Origin of the sequence: Vibrio sp. Vb0888, from assembly GCF_033338835.1 — a bacterium.
GTDB lineage: Bacteria > Pseudomonadota > Gammaproteobacteria > Enterobacterales > Vibrionaceae > Vibrio > Vibrio alginolyticus.
In genome coordinates this window covers 861,680-884,368 of sequence record NZ_JAWOTL010000001.1, presented here as the reverse complement: position 1 = coordinate 884,368, position 22,689 = coordinate 861,680, and the positions used below count along the sequence as shown (strand labels likewise).

18 protein-coding genes and 1 tRNA gene are annotated in these 22,689 nt (G+C 45.4%); 8 read left to right on the top strand and 11 right to left on the bottom strand.

Annotated features, from left to right (window positions below):
- Nucleotides 1–34 precede the first annotated feature (34 nt).
- Entirely contained in the window at nucleotides 35–1,243 is a 1,209-nt protein-coding gene (locus R7P72_RS03895; protein ID WP_005374203.1) for a GGDEF domain-containing protein, read from the bottom strand.
- Between the two features lie 103 nt (nucleotides 1,244–1,346).
- The gene (gene brnQ / locus R7P72_RS03890; protein WP_025768055.1) at nucleotides 1,347–2,657 is read right to left on the bottom strand and encodes a branched-chain amino acid transport system II carrier protein; all 1,311 of its coding nucleotides are present in this window, start codon (nucleotides 2,655–2,657) and stop codon (nucleotides 1,347–1,349) included.
- A gap of 836 nt (nucleotides 2,658–3,493) precedes the next feature.
- Between brnQ and R7P72_RS03885 the strand changes: the two genes are divergently transcribed.
- The 3 genes from R7P72_RS03885 to lhgO all read left to right on the top strand — a co-directional run bounded on the left by R7P72_RS03885 (nucleotide 3,494) and on the right by lhgO (nucleotide 7,951).
- The gene (locus R7P72_RS03885) at nucleotides 3,494–4,504 is read left to right on the top strand and encodes a TAXI family TRAP transporter solute-binding subunit (RefSeq protein WP_213907115.1); all 1,011 of its coding nucleotides are present in this window, start codon (nucleotides 3,494–3,496) and stop codon (nucleotides 4,502–4,504) included.
- An 88-nt stretch (nucleotides 4,505–4,592) separates the two neighbouring features.
- Entirely contained in the window at nucleotides 4,593–6,716 is a 2,124-nt protein-coding gene (locus tag R7P72_RS03880; RefSeq protein WP_009705104.1) for a TRAP transporter permease, read from the top strand.
- Nucleotides 6,717–6,724: 8 nt separating this feature from the next.
- Nucleotides 6,725–7,951 (top strand): L-2-hydroxyglutarate oxidase, encoded by a 1,227-nt coding sequence (lhgO, locus tag R7P72_RS03875; protein ID WP_025768053.1) that lies wholly within the window; start codon nucleotides 6,725–6,727, stop codon nucleotides 7,949–7,951.
- A gap of 47 nt (nucleotides 7,952–7,998) precedes the next feature.
- Here lhgO and R7P72_RS03870 read toward each other — a convergent pair whose 3' ends face one another.
- From R7P72_RS03870 to R7P72_RS03860, 3 genes are all read right to left on the bottom strand, one after another.
- Nucleotides 7,999–8,403, bottom strand: coding sequence for a hypothetical protein (locus R7P72_RS03870; RefSeq protein WP_025768052.1), 405 nt, complete (start codon nucleotides 8,401–8,403; stop codon nucleotides 7,999–8,001).
- Between the two features lie 175 nt (nucleotides 8,404–8,578).
- The gene (cydB, locus tag R7P72_RS03865; RefSeq protein WP_213907116.1) at nucleotides 8,579–9,577 is read right to left on the bottom strand and encodes a cytochrome d ubiquinol oxidase subunit II; all 999 of its coding nucleotides are present in this window, start codon (nucleotides 9,575–9,577) and stop codon (nucleotides 8,579–8,581) included.
- 10 nt (nucleotides 9,578–9,587) lie between these two features.
- Nucleotides 9,588–10,976, bottom strand: coding sequence for a cytochrome ubiquinol oxidase subunit I (locus R7P72_RS03860; protein WP_213904384.1), 1,389 nt, complete (start codon nucleotides 10,974–10,976; stop codon nucleotides 9,588–9,590).
- 159 nt (nucleotides 10,977–11,135) lie between these two features.
- On the opposite strand from R7P72_RS03860, the gene R7P72_RS03855 reads away from it, so the two are divergent.
- Entirely contained in the window at nucleotides 11,136–12,380 is a 1,245-nt protein-coding gene (locus R7P72_RS03855) for an NADH:ubiquinone reductase (Na(+)-transporting) subunit B (protein ID WP_205461109.1), read from the top strand.
- A 297-nt stretch (nucleotides 12,381–12,677) separates the two neighbouring features.
- A complete protein-coding gene (locus tag R7P72_RS03850) occupies nucleotides 12,678–14,078 on the top strand; it encodes a tryptophanase (protein ID WP_205461108.1) in 1,401 nt (466 codons plus the stop codon).
- Nucleotides 14,079–14,156: 78 nt separating this feature from the next.
- On the opposite strand, the gene R7P72_RS03845 is transcribed toward R7P72_RS03850, so the two are convergent.
- From R7P72_RS03845 to R7P72_RS03835, 3 genes are all read right to left on the bottom strand, one after another.
- Nucleotides 14,157–14,768 (bottom strand): DUF2913 family protein, encoded by a 612-nt coding sequence (locus tag R7P72_RS03845; protein ID WP_005384170.1) that lies wholly within the window; start codon nucleotides 14,766–14,768, stop codon nucleotides 14,157–14,159.
- A 32-nt stretch (nucleotides 14,769–14,800) separates the two neighbouring features.
- Nucleotides 14,801–14,884 (bottom strand) — tRNA-Leu (locus R7P72_RS03840).
- Nucleotides 14,849–15,031: a hypothetical protein gene (locus R7P72_RS03835; RefSeq protein ID WP_021035910.1), complete on the bottom strand. Its 183-nt coding sequence runs from the start codon at nucleotides 15,029–15,031 to the stop codon at nucleotides 14,849–14,851. The genes R7P72_RS03840 and R7P72_RS03835 overlap by 36 nt, the downstream gene beginning before the upstream one ends.
- 412 nt (nucleotides 15,032–15,443) lie before the next feature.
- On the opposite strand from R7P72_RS03835, the gene R7P72_RS03830 reads away from it, so the two are divergent.
- Complete coding sequence (locus tag R7P72_RS03830; RefSeq protein ID WP_017635515.1) at nucleotides 15,444–16,652, top strand: NupC/NupG family nucleoside CNT transporter; 1,209 nt, start codon at nucleotides 15,444–15,446, stop codon at nucleotides 16,650–16,652.
- Between the two features lie 54 nt (nucleotides 16,653–16,706).
- Here the strand turns inward: R7P72_RS03830 and R7P72_RS03825 are convergent, their stop codons facing one another.
- Both R7P72_RS03825 and R7P72_RS03820 read right to left on the bottom strand, forming a co-directional pair.
- On the bottom strand, nucleotides 16,707–17,795 hold the full coding sequence (locus R7P72_RS03825) for a DUF3541 domain-containing protein (protein WP_017635514.1): 1,089 nt from the start codon (nucleotides 17,793–17,795) through the stop codon (nucleotides 16,707–16,709).
- Between the two features lie 69 nt (nucleotides 17,796–17,864).
- Nucleotides 17,865–18,470: an alpha-ketoglutarate-dependent dioxygenase AlkB family protein gene (locus tag R7P72_RS03820; RefSeq protein WP_025768047.1), complete on the bottom strand. Its 606-nt coding sequence runs from the start codon at nucleotides 18,468–18,470 to the stop codon at nucleotides 17,865–17,867.
- A 132-nt stretch (nucleotides 18,471–18,602) separates the two neighbouring features.
- Here R7P72_RS03820 and R7P72_RS03815 point away from each other — a divergent pair, with 132 nt between their 5' ends.
- Entirely contained in the window at nucleotides 18,603–19,958 is a 1,356-nt protein-coding gene (locus tag R7P72_RS03815; protein ID WP_005374160.1) for a diguanylate cyclase, read from the top strand.
- Between the two features lie 387 nt (nucleotides 19,959–20,345).
- On the opposite strand, the gene R7P72_RS03810 is transcribed toward R7P72_RS03815, so the two are convergent.
- Nucleotides 20,346–21,902: a DUF3612 domain-containing protein gene (locus tag R7P72_RS03810; RefSeq protein ID WP_005384164.1), complete on the bottom strand. Its 1,557-nt coding sequence runs from the start codon at nucleotides 21,900–21,902 to the stop codon at nucleotides 20,346–20,348.
- 174 nt (nucleotides 21,903–22,076) lie between these two features.
- Here R7P72_RS03810 and R7P72_RS03805 point away from each other — a divergent pair, with 174 nt between their 5' ends.
- Complete coding sequence (locus tag R7P72_RS03805; protein WP_005374156.1) at nucleotides 22,077–22,655, top strand: malate synthase; 579 nt, start codon at nucleotides 22,077–22,079, stop codon at nucleotides 22,653–22,655.
- Nucleotides 22,656–22,689: the final 34 nt, after the last annotated feature.

Genomic DNA, 22,689 nt, shown 5'->3' with positions numbered 1-22,689 from the left:
TAGCTAATTCGAAATTACTGGCATAACAAACACGTTATGCGCTTTTGGCTGGAGCTGGGACAAACTTATAATTTAGGTCTTTCCCTTCTCCAAACAAGGTAACGAGGTTCCTTCCAGTATGTTTAGAGCTATATAGCGCTTCGTCTGCTTCAGCAAGCGCCTCTTGAAGTGATTGCCCCTCAGATAACTGACTGATACCAAAGCTCATGGTCACTTCAGTTTTAAATGATTGCAAAGCGGTTTCAGTTTCGACCGCAAGGCGAATTTGCTCTGCGACAATTTTGGCTTGTTGTGCTTTTTCGAGCAAAACAATCATGAACTCGTCACCACCAAATCGCACAATGCAGGCTGACTCAGGAAGATGCTTTTTAAAAATAGTGGAGATCGTTGCCATGACGGAGTCGCCAACCGTGTGACCATAGTGATCATTAATCGCTTTGAACTTGTCGACATCAGTCATAATAATGCTGATTGCTTGGCTTTTTTTATGTGCTTTACTAACCAAGTTTGGAACGATTTCTTCCATGGCTCGACGATTATATAGCCCTGTGAGTGCATCTAAATGAGAGAGATCATTTATGGATTGCACCAAGCGTCCGTTAATTAACCACAGCATACTAAAGCTCAAAGCAACGATCAGGCAGATGCTAAATAAGAAAGTCAGCTGATGGATAAGGCCTGCGACCATAAAACTTGGTAACTCACCTGAAAAAGTACTCCAAAGCGCCCTAAATCCCATAAAAAAACTAAATCCAAAGAAAGAGTAAGCCATTGCTTTAACAGGGAGCTTTAAGTCCTTTTGGGTACCTTTAAGCATGGCGACACCACTAAAGAAGGTGACGATACAAATATACATGCTCAGATAAATAATGCGGCTTTTGATAGAAGGGTCATGGAAGGTGAAATAGTAAAATGAACCACTGAAAACAGGTGTTAACAAGGTAAGACAGTGAGCCAATTTTAAAGGATATTGACGAAAAATGCTTACGCTATATAGCGTAAGCAAGAAGCCGACTAATATGAGAGTGTTGGCTATGACGATGGTCAGCCAGTCTGGCGCAGAGCCTCTAAAGCCAAGTAAAAAAGGGCCTAAACCAATAAACAGTAGTGATATCGAGAAGGTTTTTAAGCCTTTGACTCTACCCTGAGTGTATTGATAACAAAGCAGACTAATAGAGTAAATGCAAGAGAACAGAATAACGATAAAGTTCAGTGTTCTGATGTCTAGATACTGATTATCCATAGGCGACCCATATCAATCTTTCATTCAGGCAACTCCTTTGCCTGATATCAATAAGCGAGCTACATAGTAACGCACTTATTGAGCGATGTCTTATGTTAAACGGCTATTCATTCACCAGCTCGAATTGTTCGGTTTGGTTGGTTTTCGTCGTAAACAGCAGACCAACAATCATCATAAATACGCTAGGCACAATCCAGCTAGCAAAGTCATTGTACAGAGGCATGTAATTACCCATCCACTCATCAGTGGAACTTGGCATGTAACCTAGGATGTGCAGCGCATCAACACAACCAAACGTTAGAGCAGTGAATGCGGTTGCTACCACCATGATTTGCGACATCTTGTTGCGCACTGGTGCCATGATCATCAACGCAATCGCGACTGGGTGAAGCGCCACAACCGCTGGCAATGTGATAGCCAATAGTTGCTCTAGACCTACGTTGGCGATCAAACCAGCCAATACCATGGTCGTGATAACGCAGCCTTTGTAGTTCACTTTGCTGAAAGTGTTGTCGTAGAACTCACTGCCTGCGGTGGTTACGCCGATAGCAGTAGTCAAACACGCCAATACCATCACGGCACCTAGTAGTAGTGAACCAAACGCGCCGAAGTGGCTGAAGGTGAATGCCGTTAAAATGTCGCCACCATTGCTGAACTCAGAACCCAAGTATGAGCTTGTCGAGCCAATGTAAGCCAATGAGATGTAAACAAACGCCATGGCAACCGCGTACATCAAAGCTGCGATTAGCGTGTATTTTGCGGTGGCTTTCGGGCAATCCACACCCATGCTGCGAATCGCGCGGAAGATAATCCAACCAAAACCGATAGAACCTAATGCATCCATGGTCATGTAACCTTGGGTTAAGCCTTCAGCAAATGCGCCAGATACGTATGGTCCCGTTGCGGCAGTTAGCTCACCTGCAGGAGAAACCAAAGCCGTCACAGACATGATGATCAAGATTGCCATCAAGGCAGGCGTTAAGATCTTGCCTAGGTTGTCGACCAACTTACCCGGATATAGAGCAAATAGAATGGTGATAGCACAGAAGGCAATAGTGAAAGGCACCAAAGCGGCATCACCAAACATTGGCGCAAAGCTGAATTGATAAGCGACGGTAATCGCACGTGGGATTACGAACGCAGGGCCAATCACAATAAATACCATCACCCAAAAACTTGTCGCCAAAGGTTTAGGCAGGGCAGCGGTTAATTTGTCTGAACCGTTTACGATAGCCACCATCACCAGTGCCATCGCAGGCAGACCAACACCCGTTAAGAGGAAGCCAGACATCCCGCTCAGAAAGTTTTCACCTGCTTGGTAACCCAAAAATGGAGGGAAGATCAGGTTACCTGCGCCTAAGTACATGGCGAAAGTCATGAAGCCCAAAGCGGCGATATTGCGTGCGCTTAACATTGTTATTCCTCTTATGTTTCGCTTGGAAGAAACTGAAAGGAATGGGAGGAGTATGTGGCGTTCCCGTCAGCTTCTTCTCAAGCTGACAGAAAGTTTAGATATAGCCTGTCAGCTCTGAATCAGTTTCAGAGAGAGCAGGAGGATCGCCGCAGCAACGCCAGATGGGCGTTTTAAAGCGAATTGTAATTGCGCAGTTGCTGACATGGGTGATCCTTAATGACGAAAAAATACCAAGGAATACGTTTGCCTTGGTGTGTTGTTACCCTAACGAACATAGGGCTATTGGCACAACCCCGAAGTAGAAAATAAGTTGATACGGTCAATGTTTGTTTCTGAACTGGTGGATCGAACTGCTTTTTAAATTCAAAATTAGAATAAATGACTTTTCATTTCTGTAACATGGCTTGTTTTGCTGTATTTTTGTGCTATTTGTAGTCGTTTAGGCTATAAACCTCCGCTGATAAAGTGAGCAGTTTAGAATGATGCGCTTTTTCTTCTTATTGTTAAGACGCTCATTAGTTGCAGTTCAATCCAAAATTGCATCGGCAAAATATTGCTTATTAGTGAATCGTGCATTTATTTTGTCTTGATCACATTTTATTAACCTTTTGCGATCTAGGCGTGCAACCTTCTTCTCTTCAATGAGCAAGATCTTGCTCATTACTTTGCTATTAAATCAGCATGATTTTGCTCATTTTTGATGTCTTTCAGCACTTAGTTCAATAAATACAAAGGGTTAAAAGTTGGCATTTCAATTGCTCTAGGGAATTTGTTGTTAATAAAGATTTAACATGATGTAAATCCCCAATCGTGAAACGACTACACGGAGAGTAATAATGAAAATGAACAAGCTGGTAAAAGCTTTGGCTGTCGCTGTGACTTCTTTTGGTATTGCTGCTAACGCTGCGGCAGAAGATCGTAGCTACATTCTTGCAACGGCATCGACAGGTGGTACCTACTACCCTGTGGGCGTAGCGCTGGCGACGTTAAGCAAAGTGAAATTGGCACCAAAGCACCACTTCTCCCTTTCTGCAATCAGCTCTGCGGGCTCTGGTGAAAACGTCAAACTGCTGAACGAAAACGAAGCACAGTTCGCGATTCTACAAGGTCTTTACGGTGCATGGGCTTGGTCTGGCGAAGGTCCTTATGAGAAAAGCGGTCGCCAAGAGCAGCTGCGCTCAGTCTCTATGCTTTGGCAAAACGTTGAGCACTTTATTGTTCGCTCTGACTTAGCAAAAACTGGCACGGTGACTGACCTGAACAACCTAGATGGCAAGAAGTTCTCTATCGGTAAGAAGAACTCTGGTACTGAGAACTCGGGTCGCCATATCATGAAAGGTCTGAAGGTCGACCCTGATAAGTTCAATCTTGCTTACATGGGCTACGGCGGCAGCGCGAGCGCACTTCAAAACGGTACCATTGACGGCATGAACACGCCTGCAGGTGTACCTGTTGGTGCGGTTACTCAAGCTTTTGCTGCGTTGGGTAAAGACATTTCGATTCTTTCGTTTACTGACGAACAAATCAAAGAGGCGAACGGCAATTACAACCTATGGACGAAGTACGAGATCCCAGCGAACACGTACCCGGGTCTAGATAAGCCGATCACCACCATTGCACAGCCAAACTTCTTGGCAGTTCGTGAAGATATCTCGGAAGAAGACGTTTACCAGCTAACCAAAGCGATCTACGAGAACCTGCCTTTTCTACAAGGAATCCACAAAGCAACAAAAGCAATGGCGATTGAGAAAGCGATTGCTGGCTTGCCAGTGCCTCTTCATCCAGGTGCGGCGCGTTACTACAAAGAAATGGGCATCGAAATCCCATCAGACCTAATGGCGAAATAACGCTAACTTGGCCCCGAGTTTTGGCTCGGGGCATTTTATCCCTACCGATTTCTAAGATGGAAAAAGCCGCCAGAGCTTGGAGTATGAGATGAGCGACTCAATAGAAAAGGAATTGCAGAAATTTGAGCTGCCCACGCGCACTGATTTTCCGTGGGTAACCACCACAATCACAGTGTTTGGCGTGGTGTTGTCTGCTTTGCACATTTGGTTTAATACCTTATCGACGTTACCAGAGTTATGGATTTCCGCGACCCACTTTGCTGGCTTTGCGGTGATTTGTGCGCTTTGGTATCCGGCTCATATCTCTCTCAAGCAGAGTAAGATTGCACTCGGTATCGATGTGTTAATTGCCATGGGCGCGGTCGCGTGTTTGCTATACATTCCCTATGCCGAAGATGCGCTCTACGAACGTGGTGTGAAGTTCGTGACCAGCGATTGGGTCTTCGCCATCATGGCAATCCTGATTGTGATTGAGCTTATCCGACGCACCATGGGTTGGTTTATTCCAGTGCTGATTGTGGTGTGTCTCAGTTACGTTGTGCTTTGGGGTAAGTGGGCGACAGGTATTTTCCACTTCCCGGGTTTGAGCATGGAAACCTTGCTCTACCGTAGCTTCTATTCTTCTGAGGGCATGTTTGGCTCTATCTCGCGCATCAGTTGGACTTTCGTATTCATGTTCATTCTGTTTGGTGCGTTTCTTGTGCGCTCTGGTGTCGGTGATTACATCATCAATGTGGCACGTGCTGCGGCTGGCAAAATCATTGGTGGTCCGGGTTTTATCGCAGTGATTGGCTCCGGTTTGATGGGTTCAGTATCGGGCTCTAGTGTGGCAAATACGGTTTCAACCGGTGTTATCAGTATTCCTTTAATGCAAAAAGCAGGTTTCCCTTCGCGCTTTGCGGCGGGTGTTGAAGCTGCAGCGTCAACAGGTGGTCAGTTGATGCCACCAGTGATGGGGGCGGGTGCTTTCATCATGGCGTCTTACACGCAAATTCCTTATGTTGATATCATTGCGGTTTCTTTCATTCCTGCTCTTATCTATTTCTTGTCTGTTGCGTTCTTTGTGCGTATCGAAGCCAAACGCAGCGGCGTTCAAAAAATCACGACCAGCGATGAATCTCTATTAAAAGTGTTGATCAGCGGTTGGCACAACCTTATCCCGCTGGCGGTATTGGTCACTTTGTTGGTTCAAGGTTTTACGCCAACTTACGCTGCGGGCTTGTCGATCATTTCAGTGGTGGTGGCGTCTTGGTTTTCGAAAGATCATAAGATGGGACCAAAAGCGATCATCGAAGCACTTTCGCAAGGCGCGAAAAACATGGCGACAACCGCTGTATTGCTGGTGGGTATTGGTTTGGTGATCAACGTGATCAGTACAACGGGTATCGGCAACACGTTCTCATTGATGATCGATGGTTGGGCGAATGGTGACTTGTTCATCATGATCGTTCTGATTGCACTCGCTTCTCTTGTTTTGGGTATGGGTTTACCTGTGACAGCGGCGTATATTGTATTGGGTACACTGTCTGCCCCTGCGCTTTACAAGTTGATTGCAGAGAACCAATTGCTTGAATTGATGGTGTCGGGTCAATTGCCTGAACAAGCAAAAGCCATCTTTATGTTGGCGGCGCCAGAAAAGCTGGAACTTCTTAATGCACCAATGGCGTTGGAAACCGCGAAAGAAATGGTGGCGTTAGTACCTGCGGACTTTATGGAAACCCTACTAGAGCAAAGTTTGGGTATGGAAGCGGTAGGCTTGGCATTGCTGGCTGCTCACCTCATCATCTTTTGGTTATCGCAAGACAGTAACGTTACACCACCAGTGTGTTTGACCGCTTTTGCAGCAGCAACCATCGCCAAAACACCACCGATGCGCACTGGTTTGATGGCGTGGAAAATCGCTAAGGGTTTGTATCTTGTACCATTACTTATTGCCTACACAGGCTTAGTCAGTTGGGATGTGACGTCAGTGATTACCGTGGGCTTCTTTGCCATCATCGGTACCTATGCATTGATTGGTGCGATTGAAGGTTATTTGGAAGGTCCTCTAAACATTCTGACACGCCTCTTGTTGGTAGTGGTGGGTACATTGCTGGTTTGGCACGACATCCCAATGTTGGTTCGTGTGGCAAGCTGCGCGGTATTTGTCGCGGTGTTCATTTACAGTGGTCGCAAGTTCAAATTGCAACAATCTCAACTATCGGTTTTATAAGAGGTCGTATGAAATCAGTCTATGACTACATCATTGTTGGTGGCGGTATCGTTGGTGTGTCGACAGCATGGCAACTGCAGCAACGCCACCCAGACAAGTCCATTTTATTGGTTGAGAAAGAGTCCGGTTTTGCGAAGCACCAAACCGGACACAATAGCGGCGTGATTCATGCTGGAGTGTACTACGCACCGGGCAGCCTAAAAGCCGATTTTTGTAAGCGTGGGGTAGAGCGAACCATTTCGTTCTGTGCTCAGCACGATATTCCGGTGGAGAACTGTGGCAAGTTACTGGTTGCGACCAATGAGCAAGAAGTCGAACGCATGAATGCCCTCTATGAGCGCTGCCATGTCAACGGCATCGACGTAAAGCTACTCGATGAAGTTCAACTTAAACTGGCTGAGCCAAACATCACGGGATTGGGCGCGATTTATGTCAAAACCACCAGTATTGTCGATTATCGTTTGGTCACTGAGCAGATGGCGGAAGAGTTCAAAAAGCTCGGCGGTCAAATCAGTTTGAGAACCAAAGTTGTGGCTGCCGAAGAGAAGGACGAAGAAGTCCAACTGACCTGCACTTCAGACGGTCAAACGATGCAGCTCAATGCCAAATTCTTGGTCACTTGCAGCGGCTTGATGGCGGATCGCATGACTAAGATGATGTCTATTCCGACCGATTTCCAAATCATTCCTTATCGTGGTGAATACTACCGCTTAGATAGCAAACACGACCAAGTGGTGAATCATCTCATTTATCCAATTCCAGACCCTGATTTGCCATTCTTGGGCGTCCACCTGACCCGCATGATTGATGGCAGTGTGACCGTAGGTCCAAATGCCGTGCAAGGCTGGAAGCGAGAAGGGTACGACAAGGTTAACTTCAGCTTGCAAGATACCATGCAAATGCTCAGTTTCTCCGGTTTCTGGAAGGTGACACATAAGCATCTAAAAACCGGACTGGATGAGTTTAAGAACTCGTGGTGGAAGCCGGGCTACCTCAAGTTGGTCAACAAATATTGCCCAAGCATCAAGGTAGACGATCTCAAACCATATCCTGCGGGTATTCGTGCGCAAGCGGTGTTATCCGACGGAACCTTGGTTCATGACTTCTTGTTTGCCGAAAGCGCAAGAAGCCTGCACGTTTGCAACGCACCCTCACCCGCAGCGACATCTGCGATGCCCATTGGGGAGTACATTTGCGATAAAGTGAATGAGAAGATAGAGGCGAAAACGGTATAAAACAAAGGCGACGTAACTGTCGCCTTTATTGTATTTGAATCTGGGAATTAGGAGTTGCCATCTTTAGGGCAGAGTTCGCCTTTCTTGGCGTGTCTCTCGATCATGTAATCGCCGCGAGCACTGTGCAATACAATTGCATTCCAGACTTGGCCATCTTGCAACTCGAACTCAAACGCATAATGGGTGCCGCCGACCATTTTGGTTCTCACCTCATGAATTGCTTTCAATTTATCATCGGCATTCATTTGATAAAGCACCATGTTGAGTGAGCGTCTGGCGTCAGGAGTTGCCTCAGCAAGTTGCCAATGACCCTGCTCGTTTGTTGCGGAGCAAATAGACCGCATTTTACTTTTCATGGCGGATGACATCTGCTTGTCTACGGCCAATACATTTGGTGAAAACAGTGGAACCGTCAAAGGAATCAAAGTTACCAGAAACCGCTTTAAGGTCATAAAAAACACTCCGTTGTTTTACTCTTGCTTGAGTATAGACCTCAATGGCTTCAGATGTGGTGCAGTCGACTCTGGGCCTACAATATCGCAGTTCGTATCAACGAACTGATGATAAACAAGGCGACCACGCTTGCCAGCCAAATGCCAATGAACCACAAAATGGGCTTTAGTTTCATCAGTGATATCCTTCTCCACGTTTCATCTTGCCGCGGAAAACCCAGTACGAATAAGCCGTGTAGGCTATGATCAGAGGAAGTAATACCACCGCACCGGCAAGTAAAAATGCCAAACTTTTGTCTGGCGCGGCGACGTCTTGATAAGTGAGTGCGAATGGGACCAAGTAAGGGAATGTACTGACACCGAAACCCATCGCGGACACAAGAAACAGGTCGATCGCAAGAACGTAGGCTCGGACGGCTTTGTGGTCGAGTAAGGCTTTGAATAGCTGCCAAATAAGTGCCGCTGTAATAATTGGTAAAATGAAAAACAGTAGCGAGTTTGGTAATGAGAACCAACGTTCAAATACAATATTTTGGCTCAATGGCAGCCACAAACTGGCGATGAATATACAGGCTACCATCGCTAGTCCCCATCGTCGCGCGACTACGTAATAGCGCCCCATCAGCTCTTCTGGAAGCTTGATTAATAACCAGCATGAACCGAGCAGAATATAAGCACAAACAAGCGCCAAGCCACAAAATACGCTAAATGGCGAAAGCCAATCAAACCATCCACCTGCGTATGCTCGTTCACTAACCTCTATACCTTGGAGCAGGGTTCCGAGCATAATGCCTTGCATCAATGCCGCGGTGAGTGAACCAATGAAAAAAGCGCTATCCCATAAAAACTTTCCGCGTTGTGTTCGGAAGCGATACTCAAAAGAAACCCCGCGCAGAATTAACCCGAGCAGCATTAAAATCAGGGGAGCATAGAGTGCTGGCATAATGACCGCGTAGGCGAGGGGGAACACGGCAAAAAGCCCACCACCGCCAAGAACTAGCCAAGTTTCATTCCCATCCCAAACAGGAGCGATGCTGTTCATCATCATGTCGCGCTCTTCATCGTCATTAGCGCTGAGGAATAGGATACCAATACCGAGATCAAAGCCATCTAACACGACATAAATCAGAACGGCGAGCCCAATCAAAGCGTACCAAATTAATGCGTAATCCATGAGTTAGCTCCTAGGTTAGATGGTTAGAATGTGTGATGGCATCAGTTTTCGTGCCATCAGGAAGTCGGCTATCTAGACCTTCTTCATATCGAGTTGGAGACTTGCGCATCAAACGTAGGAGATAGAAGAAGCCAGCTCCAAAAACCACAAAGTAAACCACGATGAACGCCGTCAGGGAGACGCTCACCGCGGCGGCATCAATAGGCGATGCCGAATTGGCTGTGGTTAAAAGACCGTATACGGTGTAAGGCTGTCGACCGACTTCGGTAGTTATCCAGCCTGCTAAAACTGCAATGAACCCCGCTGGGGCAAACAGCACACAAATACGTTGAAGTGCCCTCGAATCAAAAAGTTTGCGACGTTTTCTTAGCCAAAGGCTCCACAAACCAATAACAAGCATGCCAAAACCAAGCGCGACCATGACTCGGAAAGACCAGAAAACGATAGATACAGGAGGGTGTTCCTCCTCTGGAAAAGCATCTAATCCCTTCACTTCACCGTTGAGGTCATGAGTTAAAATCAAACTACCGAGTTTGGGGATTTCCAGTGCGTATTCCATACGTTTTTCTTCATCGTTAGGGATACCGAAGAGGATCAATGGCGCGCCTTGGTGAGACTCATAGTGCCCTTCCATCGCGGCGACTTTGGCGGGTTGATGTTTAAGGGTGTTTAATCCATGCATGTCTCCAGCAACGATTTGAATTGGTGTCACGATGGCAGCCATCCACATTGCCATCGAGAACATAATTCTGGCTAGAGGGTTATGGTTTGCTTTTAGCAAGTGATAAGCGGCAACGCCGGCTACAACAAAGGCAGTAGTAAGGTAAGCGGCGAGCAACATATGAACGAGCCGGTAAGGAAAAGAAGGGTTGAAGACAATCGCCCACCAGTCTTCTGGGATAAACTGTCCGGCTTCGTTGATACTATAGCCCGCTGGTGTTTGCATCCAACTATTAACCGAAAGTATCCAAAACGCAGACAAAAACGTCCCGAATGCAACAATACAAGTCGCGGCGAAGTGAAGCTTCTTACCCACCTTATCCATACCGAAAAGCATCACGCCTAAAAACCCAGCTTCGAGGAAAAACGCAGTAAAAACTTCATAACCCATTAGCGGGCCTAGGATTGGGCCTGTTTTGTCGGCAAACACGCTCCAGTTAGTACCGAATTGATAGCTCAACACGATGCCACTCACCACACCCATACCAAAACTGATGGCAAAGATTTTTAGCCAGTACTTATAGATTTGCATGTACTGTTTGTTGCCCGTTTTTAAGTACAAGCCCTCTAATACAGCGAGATAACTTGCCAAACCAATCGTAAAAGCTGGAAAAATAATGTGGAAAGAGACAGTAAAGGCAAATTGGAATCTAGCTAGGTCAATGGCGAGTGTGTCCATGAGCGGTCCCTTTTTCGTTGGATAAACTGTTCGCCGGATTTAAAGAGGAGACAGAAGAGTGGCGAACAAGGTGAAATACGAAGAAGGAAGACGAAGAGATTAAAAAACGATCGCTTTTTACACATGTGCGTACCATCTTTTAGATAAAGGAGGAGTGTTATGAGCCTTAAAGATTACTTTGAAAAAGCGACACCTAAGTTTGGTCCAGGTGGGAAGTATCACAAGTTCTACCCACTTTTCGAAGCTGTCGAAACCATTTTTTACACGCCTGGTAAGGTAAACCAGGGCATGACTCACGTTCGAGATAGCATCGATTTAAAACGTATTATGATCATGGTGTGGTTGGCGGTCTTCCCTGCCATGTTCTGGGGTATGTACAACATAGGCCAGCAAGCGAGTGATGCCTTGTTGTATGGAATGGATCAAGCCTCAGCTCAGCAAGCGCTTGTTTCTTCATGGCAACTGAGTTGGGTATGGGGCTCGTTAGATGCGGTTTCACAAGCGGGGTGGGGAAGTAAAATGTGGCTTGGTGCTACTTACTTTCTCCCGGTTTATGCGACGGTGTTTATCGTTGGTGGTTTCTGGGAAGTTCTGTTTGCTATTGTGCGAAAGCATGAGGTAAATGAAGGTTTTTTTGTCAGCTCTATACTCTTTGCGCTGATCCTTCCCCCGACAATTCCACTATGGCAAGCGGCTTTAGGTATCACTTTCGGTATTGTTGTGGCGAAGGAGATTTTCGGTGGTACTGGACGAAACTTCCTAAATCCAGCTTTAGCAGGGCGAGCGTTCTTATACTTTGCCTATCCTGCCAACATGTCCGGTGGTGCTGTGTGGGTCGCGGCTGATGGTTACTCTGGCGCTACTCCACTTAGTCAATGGTATGAAGGCGGGCAAAGTGCTTTGATAAATAATATGACAGGACAAACAATTTCATGGGGAGATGCTTTTGTTGGTAATTTACCAGGCTCGATGGGTGAAGTCTCCACGTTGTTGATCGCACTAACAGGCTTGGTTCTCATCTTTATGAAGATTGCATCGTGGAGAATTGTTGCGGGCGTGTTGGTCGGTTTAATCGGAGCTTCATTACTATTGAATGCGATCGGTTCAGACTCTAACCCCATGTTCTCCATGCCGTTCTACTGGCACTTCGTGATTGGTGGGGTTGCGTTTGGTACCTTCTTTATGGCGACAGACCCTGTCTCGGCAGCTTTTACCAATAACGGGAAATGGGCATACGGACTATTAATCGGTGTGATGACGATTTTTATCCGAGTGCTGAACCCGGCTTATCCAGAAGGCATCATGTTAGCGATTCTATTTGCTAACTTATTCGCGCCACTTTTCGATTACTTAGTCAAAGAAAGTAATATCAAACGCAGAATGAAAAGGGCGAGACCTTCTTAAAATGAGGGTGACCTCACTGAAAATTGATTGAAAACTACACTATATTGAAAAGGTCAGAGACATGGGGTTTCTGACTTTTTATTTTTATCAGGAGGACGAAGACGATGAGAATAAAGGATATTCTCGATAGCCGTTTGGTGCTGTCGTTCTGGTATAACCTAGACTACTGCTTGTCTCTTCTTAGTAAAATCTCTTCTCGTTGATTTCCTCAATGCAATTGCATGAAAAGCATTCTATCTATTTGTTTTTTAGTCTTACGTGAAACTGCGTAGGGCAATGCGTATAAGGAAATTAACAATGAAACGTATTCCAGAACCTTTCCGTATCAAAATGGTTGAGCCAATCAAAATGACGACTTTGGCAGACCGTGAAGTCGCGTTAAAAGAAGCGGGCTATAATCCATTTCTTCTTCGTAGTGATGATGTTTATATCGATTTGCTGACTGACTCTGGCACTGGTGCCATGAGTGATAATCAGTGGGCTGGCATCATGATGGGGGATGAATCCTATGCGGGGAGTCGAAATTACTACAACCTGTGTGATGCAGTGGAGCACTTCTTCGGTTATAAGCTCACCGTGCCTGCACACCAAGGGCGTGGTGCCGAGCAAATTTTGTTCCCCGCTTTGATTGAGCGTATGCGTCAGGTGCGTGGTGGCGAAACGCCAGTATTTATCTCGAACTACCATTTTGATACCACAGCGGGTCACATTGAACTCAATGGCGGTAAAGCGATTAACGTGGTAACGGAAGAAGCATTCGACACCACTACGCCTTATGATTGGAAGGGCAATTTTGATATCGATAAGCTGGTGGCAACAATTGAAGCGCACGGTTCGCATAACATCTGTGCAATTATCACCACGATTACTTGTAATAGCTCCGGTGGTCAGCCTGTGTCGATGGAAAACATGCGCAGTGTGTACGAGATTGCAACCAAGTACGATATTCCAGTGGTGATTGACTCGGCTCGTTACTGTGAGAACGCCTACTTTATCAAGCAGCGTGAAGCGGGTTACGAGAATAAATCGATTCTGGAAATCATCCGTGAGATGTACCAGTACGGTGATATGCTCACCATGTCAGCTAAGAAAGACCCGATGGTAAACATTGGTGGCATGTGTTGTATTCGTGATCATAAGGAGTTGTTCCAGGCGGTGCAGACGCGCTGCGTACCCATGGAAGGATTTGTAACATACGGCGGCATGGCTGGGCGTGATATGGAAGCGCTCGCTCGCGGTTTGTATGAAGCCGCGGATGAGGATTTTCTTCACTATAGAATTAGCCAAGTTCAATACTTAGGTGAGCGCTTACGTGAATGCGGTATTCCGATTCAATACCCAACGGGTGGTCATGCGGTTTTTGTGGATGCCGCTAAGATTTTGCCACATATTCCAGCGGATCAGTTTCCTGCGCAGGTATTGTGTAATGCTTTGTACTTGGAAGCGGGTATTCGAGCAGTAGAGATAGGATCGTTGCTGCTTGGTCGAGATCCGGAAACGGGTAAACAAAAAGCGTCAGAGCTTGAGTTGATGCGTTTGACCATTCCACGTCGTGTCTACACAAACGATCATATGGATTACATTGCGGATGCGATTATCGAACTGAAAAATCGTGCACATGAGTTAAAAGGGCTCACTTTCGAGTACGAGCCACCAGTGCTGCGCCACTTTACTGCTCGATTTAAAGAGATCGATTAACTCAAGTTTAAATCTAGATAAGCAAAAGGCCGCGAGTTTCACGGCCTTTTTCGATTCGTTTATTTCTTAGCGTTACAGTTACGCTAACTCTAATGTGATGCGAACGAACTGGTCGTCTTGATACTGCACTTCATAATTGAAGGTACCACTGGCGTAAATGCTGCCAAGGAAAAGTGAGCGTTGACTCATTGGTCCGCGGAACAGCATCGAAATAGGAGCGATTAGGGCGTTATTATCATCGAAGTGCTGATTTAAGTTCTCAGAAAGCACACACAGCAAACAGCCGTGTTGGTCGTGAGATAAGTCGACGTCTTCCGGTCGCGATAATAACACGGTAGTCCCCAGTTTCTTCTCAATCTCGTTGATCAGCAGCAAGTAGCTATCTAGATCGGGTTGAGGATTTCTGGGTTTGTCTGCACCGACGCAGCGCTCGAGTAATTCTTCCAGATTTCCGTTCTCACCTTTTGCCTGCTGAGTCAAAGACTTTAACGGCTTTTTAATCAGCTTATAGCGATTACTCTTCAGTTTTGGTTTCAGCCATTTCTGAAGTAAGTCATTACGTTCTTTAAGGGAGAGGCCATGCGAGGACGCGTGAATTTTAAAGTGCAGGTGTAATAAAGCGTGAACCGCAAGCTCACTCAGAAGTTGGTTAGCATCTGTAGACTGTCTTGCCTGCTTAGAACTTTGCATTACACTCGAACAAAATTAGGGAAGAAGGATAATGGTGCCGAGAGAGGGACTCGAACCCTCACACCAAAGGCACTAGCACCTCATGCTAGCGTGTCTACCAATTTCACCATCTCGGCATCATGATGCTCTGAATACTCAGAGGCCTCGAAAGAAGCAACGCGAATTATAACCAAAATCCACCTGTTGGCGAGAGCAAAATGACGAATTTTGGCTCTTTCGAGTTTGATTGCGTATTTATTGGTCACTTTTATGTTTTTTACCATCAACGCCTATCCTTATGCCCTTGCTTTTATTAATGGTATGACGACAAAAGAGTACTTTTGCCTAAATTTTGAACGCTTGAACGTTTGCGTAAATAAATGTGATGAATATCTCTTTTTGTTGGCTATACTTGCGTCCCGTTTAAGCGGGAATTAGGGTTTAGTTGTTCAGGACCCTTACCCATACAAGCCGTCACATGGAGCAGGCCAAGCAACATGCTCGCCAGCAGTGAATGACCCCACGGACCGGACCAGCTACGTTCAATTGCTTGTATAAGGTAAAAATAAGATGTCGAACTATTCGTTCTGTCTACATTCTGGATCTAAAAGTGAGTTATCACTCGCTGCGTTGTCCCTTTCTTCTGCCAATTCCTTTGGCTCTTTTTTCTTTTTCAACGTTTAGTAGGTCCAGCTCATGAGTGTTCTATTTAGTCTATTTGGTATTGTTGCACTGCTAGGTTGTGCTTTCCTACTTTCTGAGGGTCGTTCTTCCATTAATTGGAAAACTGTATCTCGCGCCTTGATGCTACAAATGGGGTTTGCTGCTTTGGTGCTCTATTTCCCGTTGGGTCAAGCGGCGCTGGCGAGTTTAAGTAATGGTGTCGCGGGGCTACTCAGCTTTGCTGATGAAGGGATTAAATTCCTCTTTGGTGACCTCGCTTCTTCTGGCTTTATCTTCGCTATCCGTGTCCTTCCTATCATCATCTTCTTCAGTGCTCTTATCTCCGCCCTTTACTATTTGGGCATTATGCAAAAAGTGATTCAATTTATTGGCGGCGCTATCCAGAAGTTCTTGGGTACGAGTAAAGCAGAGTCTTTGGTTGCAACAGGGAACATTTTCTTATCTCAAGGCGAGTCACCACTTCTTATTCGTCCATTTCTTTCTAACATGACTCGCTCTGAACTGTTTGCCGTGATGGCTGGTGGTATGGCTTCAGTGGCGGGCAGTGTGCTTGGTGGTTATGCTGGTTTGGGTGTCGACCTCAAATACTTGATCGCGGCAAGCTTTATGGCAGCACCAGGTAGTTTGATGATGGCAAAAATCATCGTTCCTGAGCGTCAAACGCCAAGCGATTACAACAATATTGAGCTAGATAAATCAGAAGAAAGTAACGTTATTGATGCGCTAGCAAGCGGTGCCATGGGCGGTATGAAAGTTGCCGTTGCTGTTGGTACCATGCTTATCGCTTTCGTGAGTGTTATCGCGATGGTGAACACGGGGCTAGAAAACTTGGGCGAGATACTTGGTTTCTCTGGCGTAACGCTACAAGCGATTTTTGGTTATTTGTTTGCACCTCTCGCATGGTTGATTGGTGTGCCAAGCCACGAAATTCTAGCTGCGGGTTCATACATTGGTCAGAAAGTGGTGATGAATGAGTTTGTTGCGTTTATCGATTTTGTGCAGCACAAAGCGACACTGTCTGAGCATACTCAAATTATTATCACTTTTGCGTTGTGTGGTTTTGCGAACATTGGCTCAATTGCGATTCAGTTGGGTTCTATCGGCGTGATGGCACCTGAGCGCCGCAAAGATGTTGCAAGTCTAGGCCTAAAAGCGGTTGCTGCTGGTACACTCGCTAACCTGATGAGTGCGTGCTTAGCGGGCATTTTTATCTCTCTCTAATTTAGATTGAAGATACACACTAAAAACCCGCCTAAATGGCGGGTTTTGTTATTTCTAAGGCTTGGGCATTAAGCCGTAAGGTATCGATTTAAAAGCCTCTGGGTGCTCTTGATAAGTTGGCGCTTTATGTACCCCTTTCCAATCGAGCAGCATGATGGCTAGCACGTTACGGTGTTCGCCGTACTTGAGATCAAAGTTACCGTCGACCGACGGAATCATCCCTTTTTCTGCGTTGATTGCGTGACGAATGGCTTGGCGGGTTTTCTTTACGACCGGATCATGGTCCAAGCCTGCTAACAAAAACGAAATGCCGACTTCCGCAATCACGTCTTCTTTGGCGCGCAGTAGGATAGTGTCGATGTTGTTGCGAAAGTAATCATAAATCCATTGGTGTTTCTTCTCGCTTACTCGCTCCTGATAATACTTTGAATCGGCAAAGATGATGTGCGTCATACCATAGAGTTTGTTCCAATACTGCTGAGCTGAAAGCATCTTATCTTTATCGTCGGGGTAGGTGTTCCGGAAGGTTTGAGTGAATTCCTCGACCACATCTTGCTCTCCTAGCTGACGAAGCCAGTAGACTTGGTTTGCAAGCTGAGCTGCCCATGCCTCTATCATCTCTTTGTCCGTAACGTAACGCGAGAAATCGTAGCGCCTAATAATTTTTCTCAGCGTTTTGTCTTGTTTATGTTGTAGGCCATATTCGTTTGCTCTTGCCATTGCGCCAAGCAAATCCACACCAAGATAAAGGTACTCAGGATGGTGTTTAGTCACGGTATAGCGTCGCTGACCTCGTTCGGTTTCTTTCTCTTGATACGTGGTCAGCCTTTGAGATGAATAGAGAATGATGTCTTCTGGTTCAACGACTTCATTAGCAAATTGGTTTAACCGGCTGGCTACTTGTGCCATGTCGGTCCAAATGGCAGCGTGATATTTCTCATCTAATGTTTGGCGGTACATGCGTAAGCCAAAATGGCCCTCTTTAAACGCCGGGAAAGTGAACAGTTCCTGTTCGTAGGTACTACGAATCAACTGCGCTGATTGAGTATTATCGAGAAGCGGTACCTCTTCCTGTGATGCCTGAGCTGCAAAGGTAAGTGAGCAAGAGAGTAAGACCGCTAAGCTAAGAGGTTTAATACGCATAAATCCATTCCCTATGAAGTCCTGAACCTAAACCTACCATCAATATTAATTGAGAATGTAAAAGCTGAGTCAATAGTTAAAAATTTGCCTAAAAGTCAGGTTGATACGTTCATCTTTGGTTTTCGCGGTTTTTGGTACGCAGTGCTTCCAGTGATGCTGTAGCTCGCCAGCCATAATCAGTAAGGAGCCGTGAGAAAGCTCATATTCAATCTCAGTTTTACAATGTAAATTTCTAAGCAAAAATCGACGTGTTTCACCTAAGTTCAAAGATGCGATAACAGGGTTTCTACCTAACTCTGGTTCATTATCTTGGTGCCAGCCCATTGAGTCTTGACCGTGTCGATATAAGTTAGCGAGAACAGAATTAAAAGTGACATCAGCAACTGATTCACAACGCACTTTGAGCTGAGTTAACTCAGGAGTCCAAGGGTGAGGCTGCATGGTTAAGCCTGAGTAAGTATATGCTGCATCACCGTGCCACGCTTGTAAGCGAGGTTGAAGTACTGACTTGCCGAACATAGTAATGTGTTCTTGGTGCCATGGCAGTGTCTTTCGAAGTTGGTCAAAGTAATTATCCGCCTCAAGATGGTTAAGAAAATGAGGATCATAATAAAGTTTTCCTCTTTCTACTTCTTGCCATAGATCGCCGCCAAATAAATCGCCTTGTTGATGCATCATCTCACACCTAAAACATAAAAGTTGTCAATCACTGTTACCTTTCTGATTATGATTGGTTATTCTTGTGATAATAAGAATTTTAACAATAAATAAAAAATCTCGTAGTTGTATACGAGTTGTGGGGAGAAAATGCGTTATTTACCCAGAAAGCGATGCTATTTTGCATTGTTCTTCCTCACCTTTTTCGCTTTGTGTATTGGGGTTATTGAGCTGTTAAATCGAAACCAGCAAGAGCTTCACAAAGAGCGAGTTCAAGTTGAGGCCAAAGAACAACTTTCCATTCTCCGTTCCAATTTGGAAGCGGTACTTATGGCGGATATCTACAAAGCCAGTACTTTAGCGACACTCATTACGTTACTTCCTAAAAATCAAGAAGAAGAATTGAGTATCGCCGCTCACCGAATCCTAAATAAAAGTAAACATATTACAATCATCGGTATCGCGAAAAATGATGTAATTAGTCATGTATTTCCACGCCAAGGTAATGAGCGCCTAATCGGCCTTGATTACCGCGCAGTGCCACAGCAGTGGGTACAGGTGCAAAAAGCCAAGGATGTACAAGAAATTTTCATCGCAGGGCCAGTGACTTTGATTCAAGGTGGCCGAGGTTTGATCGTGCGTGTGCCTGTTTTTCTTGATCCTCCAATGAATCAGGACTACTGGGGAGTGATCAGTGCGGTGATTGATTTCGATGCTCTGATGAGAGAAACCGGCGTAATTGATTTCTCGTATCGTTACCCTTTAATGATCCGTGGTTACGATAGCGGTGGCTCATTTGGTGATGCTTTCTTTGGCGCGCAAAGTGTAAATAGCATGGTATATGCAAAAGAGATGGTTCATTTTCCTTATGGTGGGTGGAGTATGGTGGTTTTCTCTGGAGGTAAAGCTGATCGCCAAATCTCTTGGCATCAGTTGCATTTAGCTAGAGTAATCGGCTATCCCATTATATTCGCACTTAGCCTCGCGCTGTTCGCCATTTATCGACTGTATACCATTGCAGATGACAGAGCTTTACACGATGAACTCACGAATTTACCAAACCGTCGCTATTTTATGAAGTTTTACAAGCAGCAGTTTGAAATAGCGAAACGTTATAAAAAGCGTTATAGCTTCGCCTTAATTAATATTGACCTAGATAGGTTTAAACACATTAACGATACCTATGGTCACGACGCAGGTGACAAAGTTTTAATCGCTACGGCTGAAAGGGTAAAAAGCTCTCTGCGTAAATCAGACATCGTGGCCAGAATGGGCGGTGATGAGTTCTTAGTTGTAGTTCATCACCCAGGAACGGAAGAAAATGTTCAGTCTCTTCTACAAAAACTTCGATTAGCGCTATGCTCTACGCCCGTCATTTACGATGAAACGCTTATCTATTTGAAAGCCAGTATTGGGTACGCGATATTTGACCCGCAAATGTCATCTCCTGAGCAAATGATGAAAATAGCCGATGAGAGAATGTATCAACAAAAGCATGGCGGATGAGCCTGAACCCAGTTTCAATAAGGGGTTAGAAGAATGGTAAAGTTGGGAGTCCGAAATCTCATCATCATTGAGGTGCAAGAATATGTGACTTCATATGTTCACAGACACTTTGCTGAGAGAGTCGTTATTAGCAGTGCATTAAGTGGCATATTTGCATAACTTTGCATTTTGCAAATGCAGTTTGCGAAATTAATGGTTAATAAAGCAACGATATGCATCTGGATCTACTAAAAAACGGCTTTTTTAAAGTTGGCACGCATCGTGCTTTACTTAGAGTGACCCTTATTAAGCCGAGGGTCACCTAGCCAACTGACGTTGTTAGTGAATACAAATTGTTCACAAGTATATACCGCCAATCACGTTTATTGTGATTGGCGTTTTTTCTTTCTAAAGACCGATGATATTCACGTCGTTGCCCGTCTCATCAGCTTCTCCGCACTTGCTGTAACAACTAGGTTGTCTTGGACAAACCGCCCCTCTGGAGCAGATTAACCTTGCTTGGGTTTGAATCCCGCGCTCTATCCAGTTGATGTTTAATATCTTAGCGATAGTCGTTAAGTCTTTTTTGATGTGGGGAGGAATAACACTACTTCCGCCGGAAGCGACACAAAGGGACTTAAGTTCTTCCGCTATGGAAACGGCATCGCCACCTTGTGCAGAAATGGCAGGGTTAAGATCAATACCGGCACATAGCACGCGATTATTCCCCGCAGGATCAAATACGTTGACCGATTCGCAGCAGTAGATACGTGGCTCGTCACCAACATTTAAAATCGAAATTTGCGCTGAACTTGTATCCAAAGGCTGGGAAAGGCGTCGGAATACCGCCCAGTGCTGGCAAGGGTCGTTTACTTTGCGCATGTTGCCCCAAGGCAATGGAATACCATTTCCTCGATACACTGCTTTTAACTTGCCGGGGCCATAGGCATCAAAATAGTGCCAATGCGGGTAAGGCGAGACCACCGTCATGCGACGCATTGCAACGGAAGGAGAAACCCCCGCCTTTTTGTGAACATCAATCTCGTAACCAGAACGGTCAAGCAACTGACGAAAGGGTACTTTGGGGCAGAGTAGGGCACCGGCAAAGAAGCTGGACTCAAAATCACGCCAAGCTTGCAGGATATCTTGCGAATTGAGTTCAGAGTTCGACACAGGGCTGTCCATTTGCTCCCAATTGTTTTGATGCCCGATAGATAAAACGTTATTCATTGCATCGCTGCTATGGAGCACTCGATGACCAATATATACCGCCAAGTCATACTTCAATCGGGTTGGATAGTCACGCATTCGTTTATTGAGATAAATAGTCCCAGGTGGCTCCATGAAAGACGTAATCAACTGTTTGGCGCTGACGCCCAGTTCATCAATCACATCTTGTGGCGCTCGATCTACCCAGCGGATATCCAATCCCATACTCTTTGCAATGTCTACGAGATCTTCTACAGATAGATTCAGCCGCTTCAAGCCGACCTCTTCGGCGGCGCGCTCTAAATCAGGAAAATGGTTTTGATGGTTTTCTTGGTGTGCTCGAATCAAGAGATGAGCAAACTGACGCCCCGTGATACCTGTTTGGGAGAGCATTTCTGGTATCGCGATTTGAAGAATATCATTGGAGAACAGAAAGCTCGGCTCCAACGCCATGCCACTAATCCCGCCACGATTTCCTTTGTTGGGTGTGATGGCTTCTAATTCGGGTTCATCATCTAAAAACCAAGCAGGATCTTTTTGAAAAACTTCCGCGATCACTTCGAGCATATCGATACTCGGTACGCGTTTTCCGCGCTCAATCATTGAAAGGTAAGAAACCGACGGAGCGTACTCTGGATTAATTCTTACACAACGGGCAGACAAATCTTCCATCGTTAAATGGTTGTTTTTTCTTAGGTTACGAATTTTCGTACCAAGAAAATGAGACTGACGAATAAGGCTTTTTGACACAGACATTTTGTAAAATTCACATTGTAAAATTTTTGTTGTGAAATTGTAGTCAATATTTCGCTAGTCTACATAATGAGCAGGCAAGGAAATTAACCATCCACTTCACAGAATTGCCTGAAACTTAAATAAAGGATTTAAGTTTTTACTCTAGGACGAGTTTTTAAGTGCGAGGATATGACGATGAATATGCTGAACTTCGATAAAAAAGAGATGCAACAACAACAACGCCCATTTATCGCTGAAGCCGTATTTGCCGTCGAAGCGGTAAGTGCTGAGCAGCAGAGTGAGAAACAAGTAAAAGCGAAGCAACTACTAGACCGCATGTTTCCATTGGAGAATGGGTCGCACCAAGATGTATCAAGTTACGTGATTGATTACCGCCATGTTTTGGCTTATTTCAAAGACGGTACACACAGCGGCCTGAAAAGCCCAAAACACTTCGTGGCGTACACTGGTGAAAAGGAAGATCCAAAATCGATTTTGTTTAAAGATGATTCGGGTAATCATGTAGAAGTGCTGTTTGGCTGTCACAAAGGTACTGGTTGCGTGGAATTAGTGGACATTGACGATATTCAATTGGAAACTCGCACGACGTTTCATCCTGAACTAACTGGCAATGCACCAACCGCGATGCGCCATTGGATAAGTCTAATCAAAGGCGACAAAAAAGGTAAGCCGATGGCATGCAGTGAAGATAAAGAATATACCGCAAAAAATGGTGACGACTACATTCTAAGTTACTGTTACAGCGTCGATTAAGATACTCATGATTGGATACAAAAACCCCGCACTT

What these genes read in the sequence shown, in the direction of transcription:
- R7P72_RS03820 (WP_025768047.1), bottom strand. Translation starts at nt 18,470, where the DNA reads ATGCATCAACAAGGCGATTTATTTGGCGGCGATCTATGGCAAGAAGTA.
- R7P72_RS03845 (WP_005384170.1), bottom strand. Translation starts at nt 14,768, where the DNA reads ATGCAAAGTTCTAAGCAGGCAAGACAGTCTACAGATGCTAACCAACTT.
- R7P72_RS03880 (WP_009705104.1), top strand. Translation starts at nt 4,593, where the DNA reads ATGAGCGACTCAATAGAAAAGGAATTGCAGAAATTTGAGCTGCCCACG.
- R7P72_RS03830 (WP_017635515.1), top strand. Translation starts at nt 15,444, where the DNA reads ATGAGTGTTCTATTTAGTCTATTTGGTATTGTTGCACTGCTAGGTTGT.
- R7P72_RS03860 (WP_213904384.1), bottom strand. Translation starts at nt 10,976, where the DNA reads ATGGACACACTCGCCATTGACCTAGCTAGATTCCAATTTGCCTTTACT.
- R7P72_RS03885 (WP_213907115.1), top strand. Translation starts at nt 3,494, where the DNA reads ATGAAAATGAACAAGCTGGTAAAAGCTTTGGCTGTCGCTGTGACTTCT.
- brnQ (WP_025768055.1), bottom strand. Translation starts at nt 2,657, where the DNA reads ATGTTAAGCGCACGCAATATCGCCGCTTTGGGCTTCATGACTTTCGCC.
- R7P72_RS03895 (WP_005374203.1), bottom strand. Translation starts at nt 1,243, where the DNA reads ATGGATAATCAGTATCTAGACATCAGAACACTGAACTTTATCGTTATT.
- R7P72_RS03850 (WP_205461108.1), top strand. Translation starts at nt 12,678, where the DNA reads ATGAAACGTATTCCAGAACCTTTCCGTATCAAAATGGTTGAGCCAATC.
- R7P72_RS03810 (WP_005384164.1), bottom strand. Translation starts at nt 21,902, where the DNA reads ATGTCTGTGTCAAAAAGCCTTATTCGTCAGTCTCATTTTCTTGGTACG.
- R7P72_RS03815 (WP_005374160.1), top strand. Translation starts at nt 18,603, where the DNA reads ATGCGTTATTTACCCAGAAAGCGATGCTATTTTGCATTGTTCTTCCTC.
- R7P72_RS03825 (WP_017635514.1), bottom strand. Translation starts at nt 17,795, where the DNA reads ATGCGTATTAAACCTCTTAGCTTAGCGGTCTTACTCTCTTGCTCACTT.
- cydB (WP_213907116.1), bottom strand. Translation starts at nt 9,577, where the DNA reads ATGGATTACGCATTAATTTGGTACGCTTTGATTGGGCTCGCCGTTCTG.
- lhgO (WP_025768053.1), top strand. Translation starts at nt 6,725, where the DNA reads ATGAAATCAGTCTATGACTACATCATTGTTGGTGGCGGTATCGTTGGT.
- R7P72_RS03835 (WP_021035910.1), bottom strand. Translation starts at nt 15,031, where the DNA reads ATGGTAAAAAACATAAAAGTGACCAATAAATACGCAATCAAACTCGAA.
- R7P72_RS03805 (WP_005374156.1), top strand. Translation starts at nt 22,077, where the DNA reads ATGAATATGCTGAACTTCGATAAAAAAGAGATGCAACAACAACAACGC.
- R7P72_RS03855 (WP_205461109.1), top strand. Translation starts at nt 11,136, where the DNA reads ATGAGCCTTAAAGATTACTTTGAAAAAGCGACACCTAAGTTTGGTCCA.
- R7P72_RS03870 (WP_025768052.1), bottom strand. Translation starts at nt 8,403, where the DNA reads ATGACCTTAAAGCGGTTTCTGGTAACTTTGATTCCTTTGACGGTTCCA.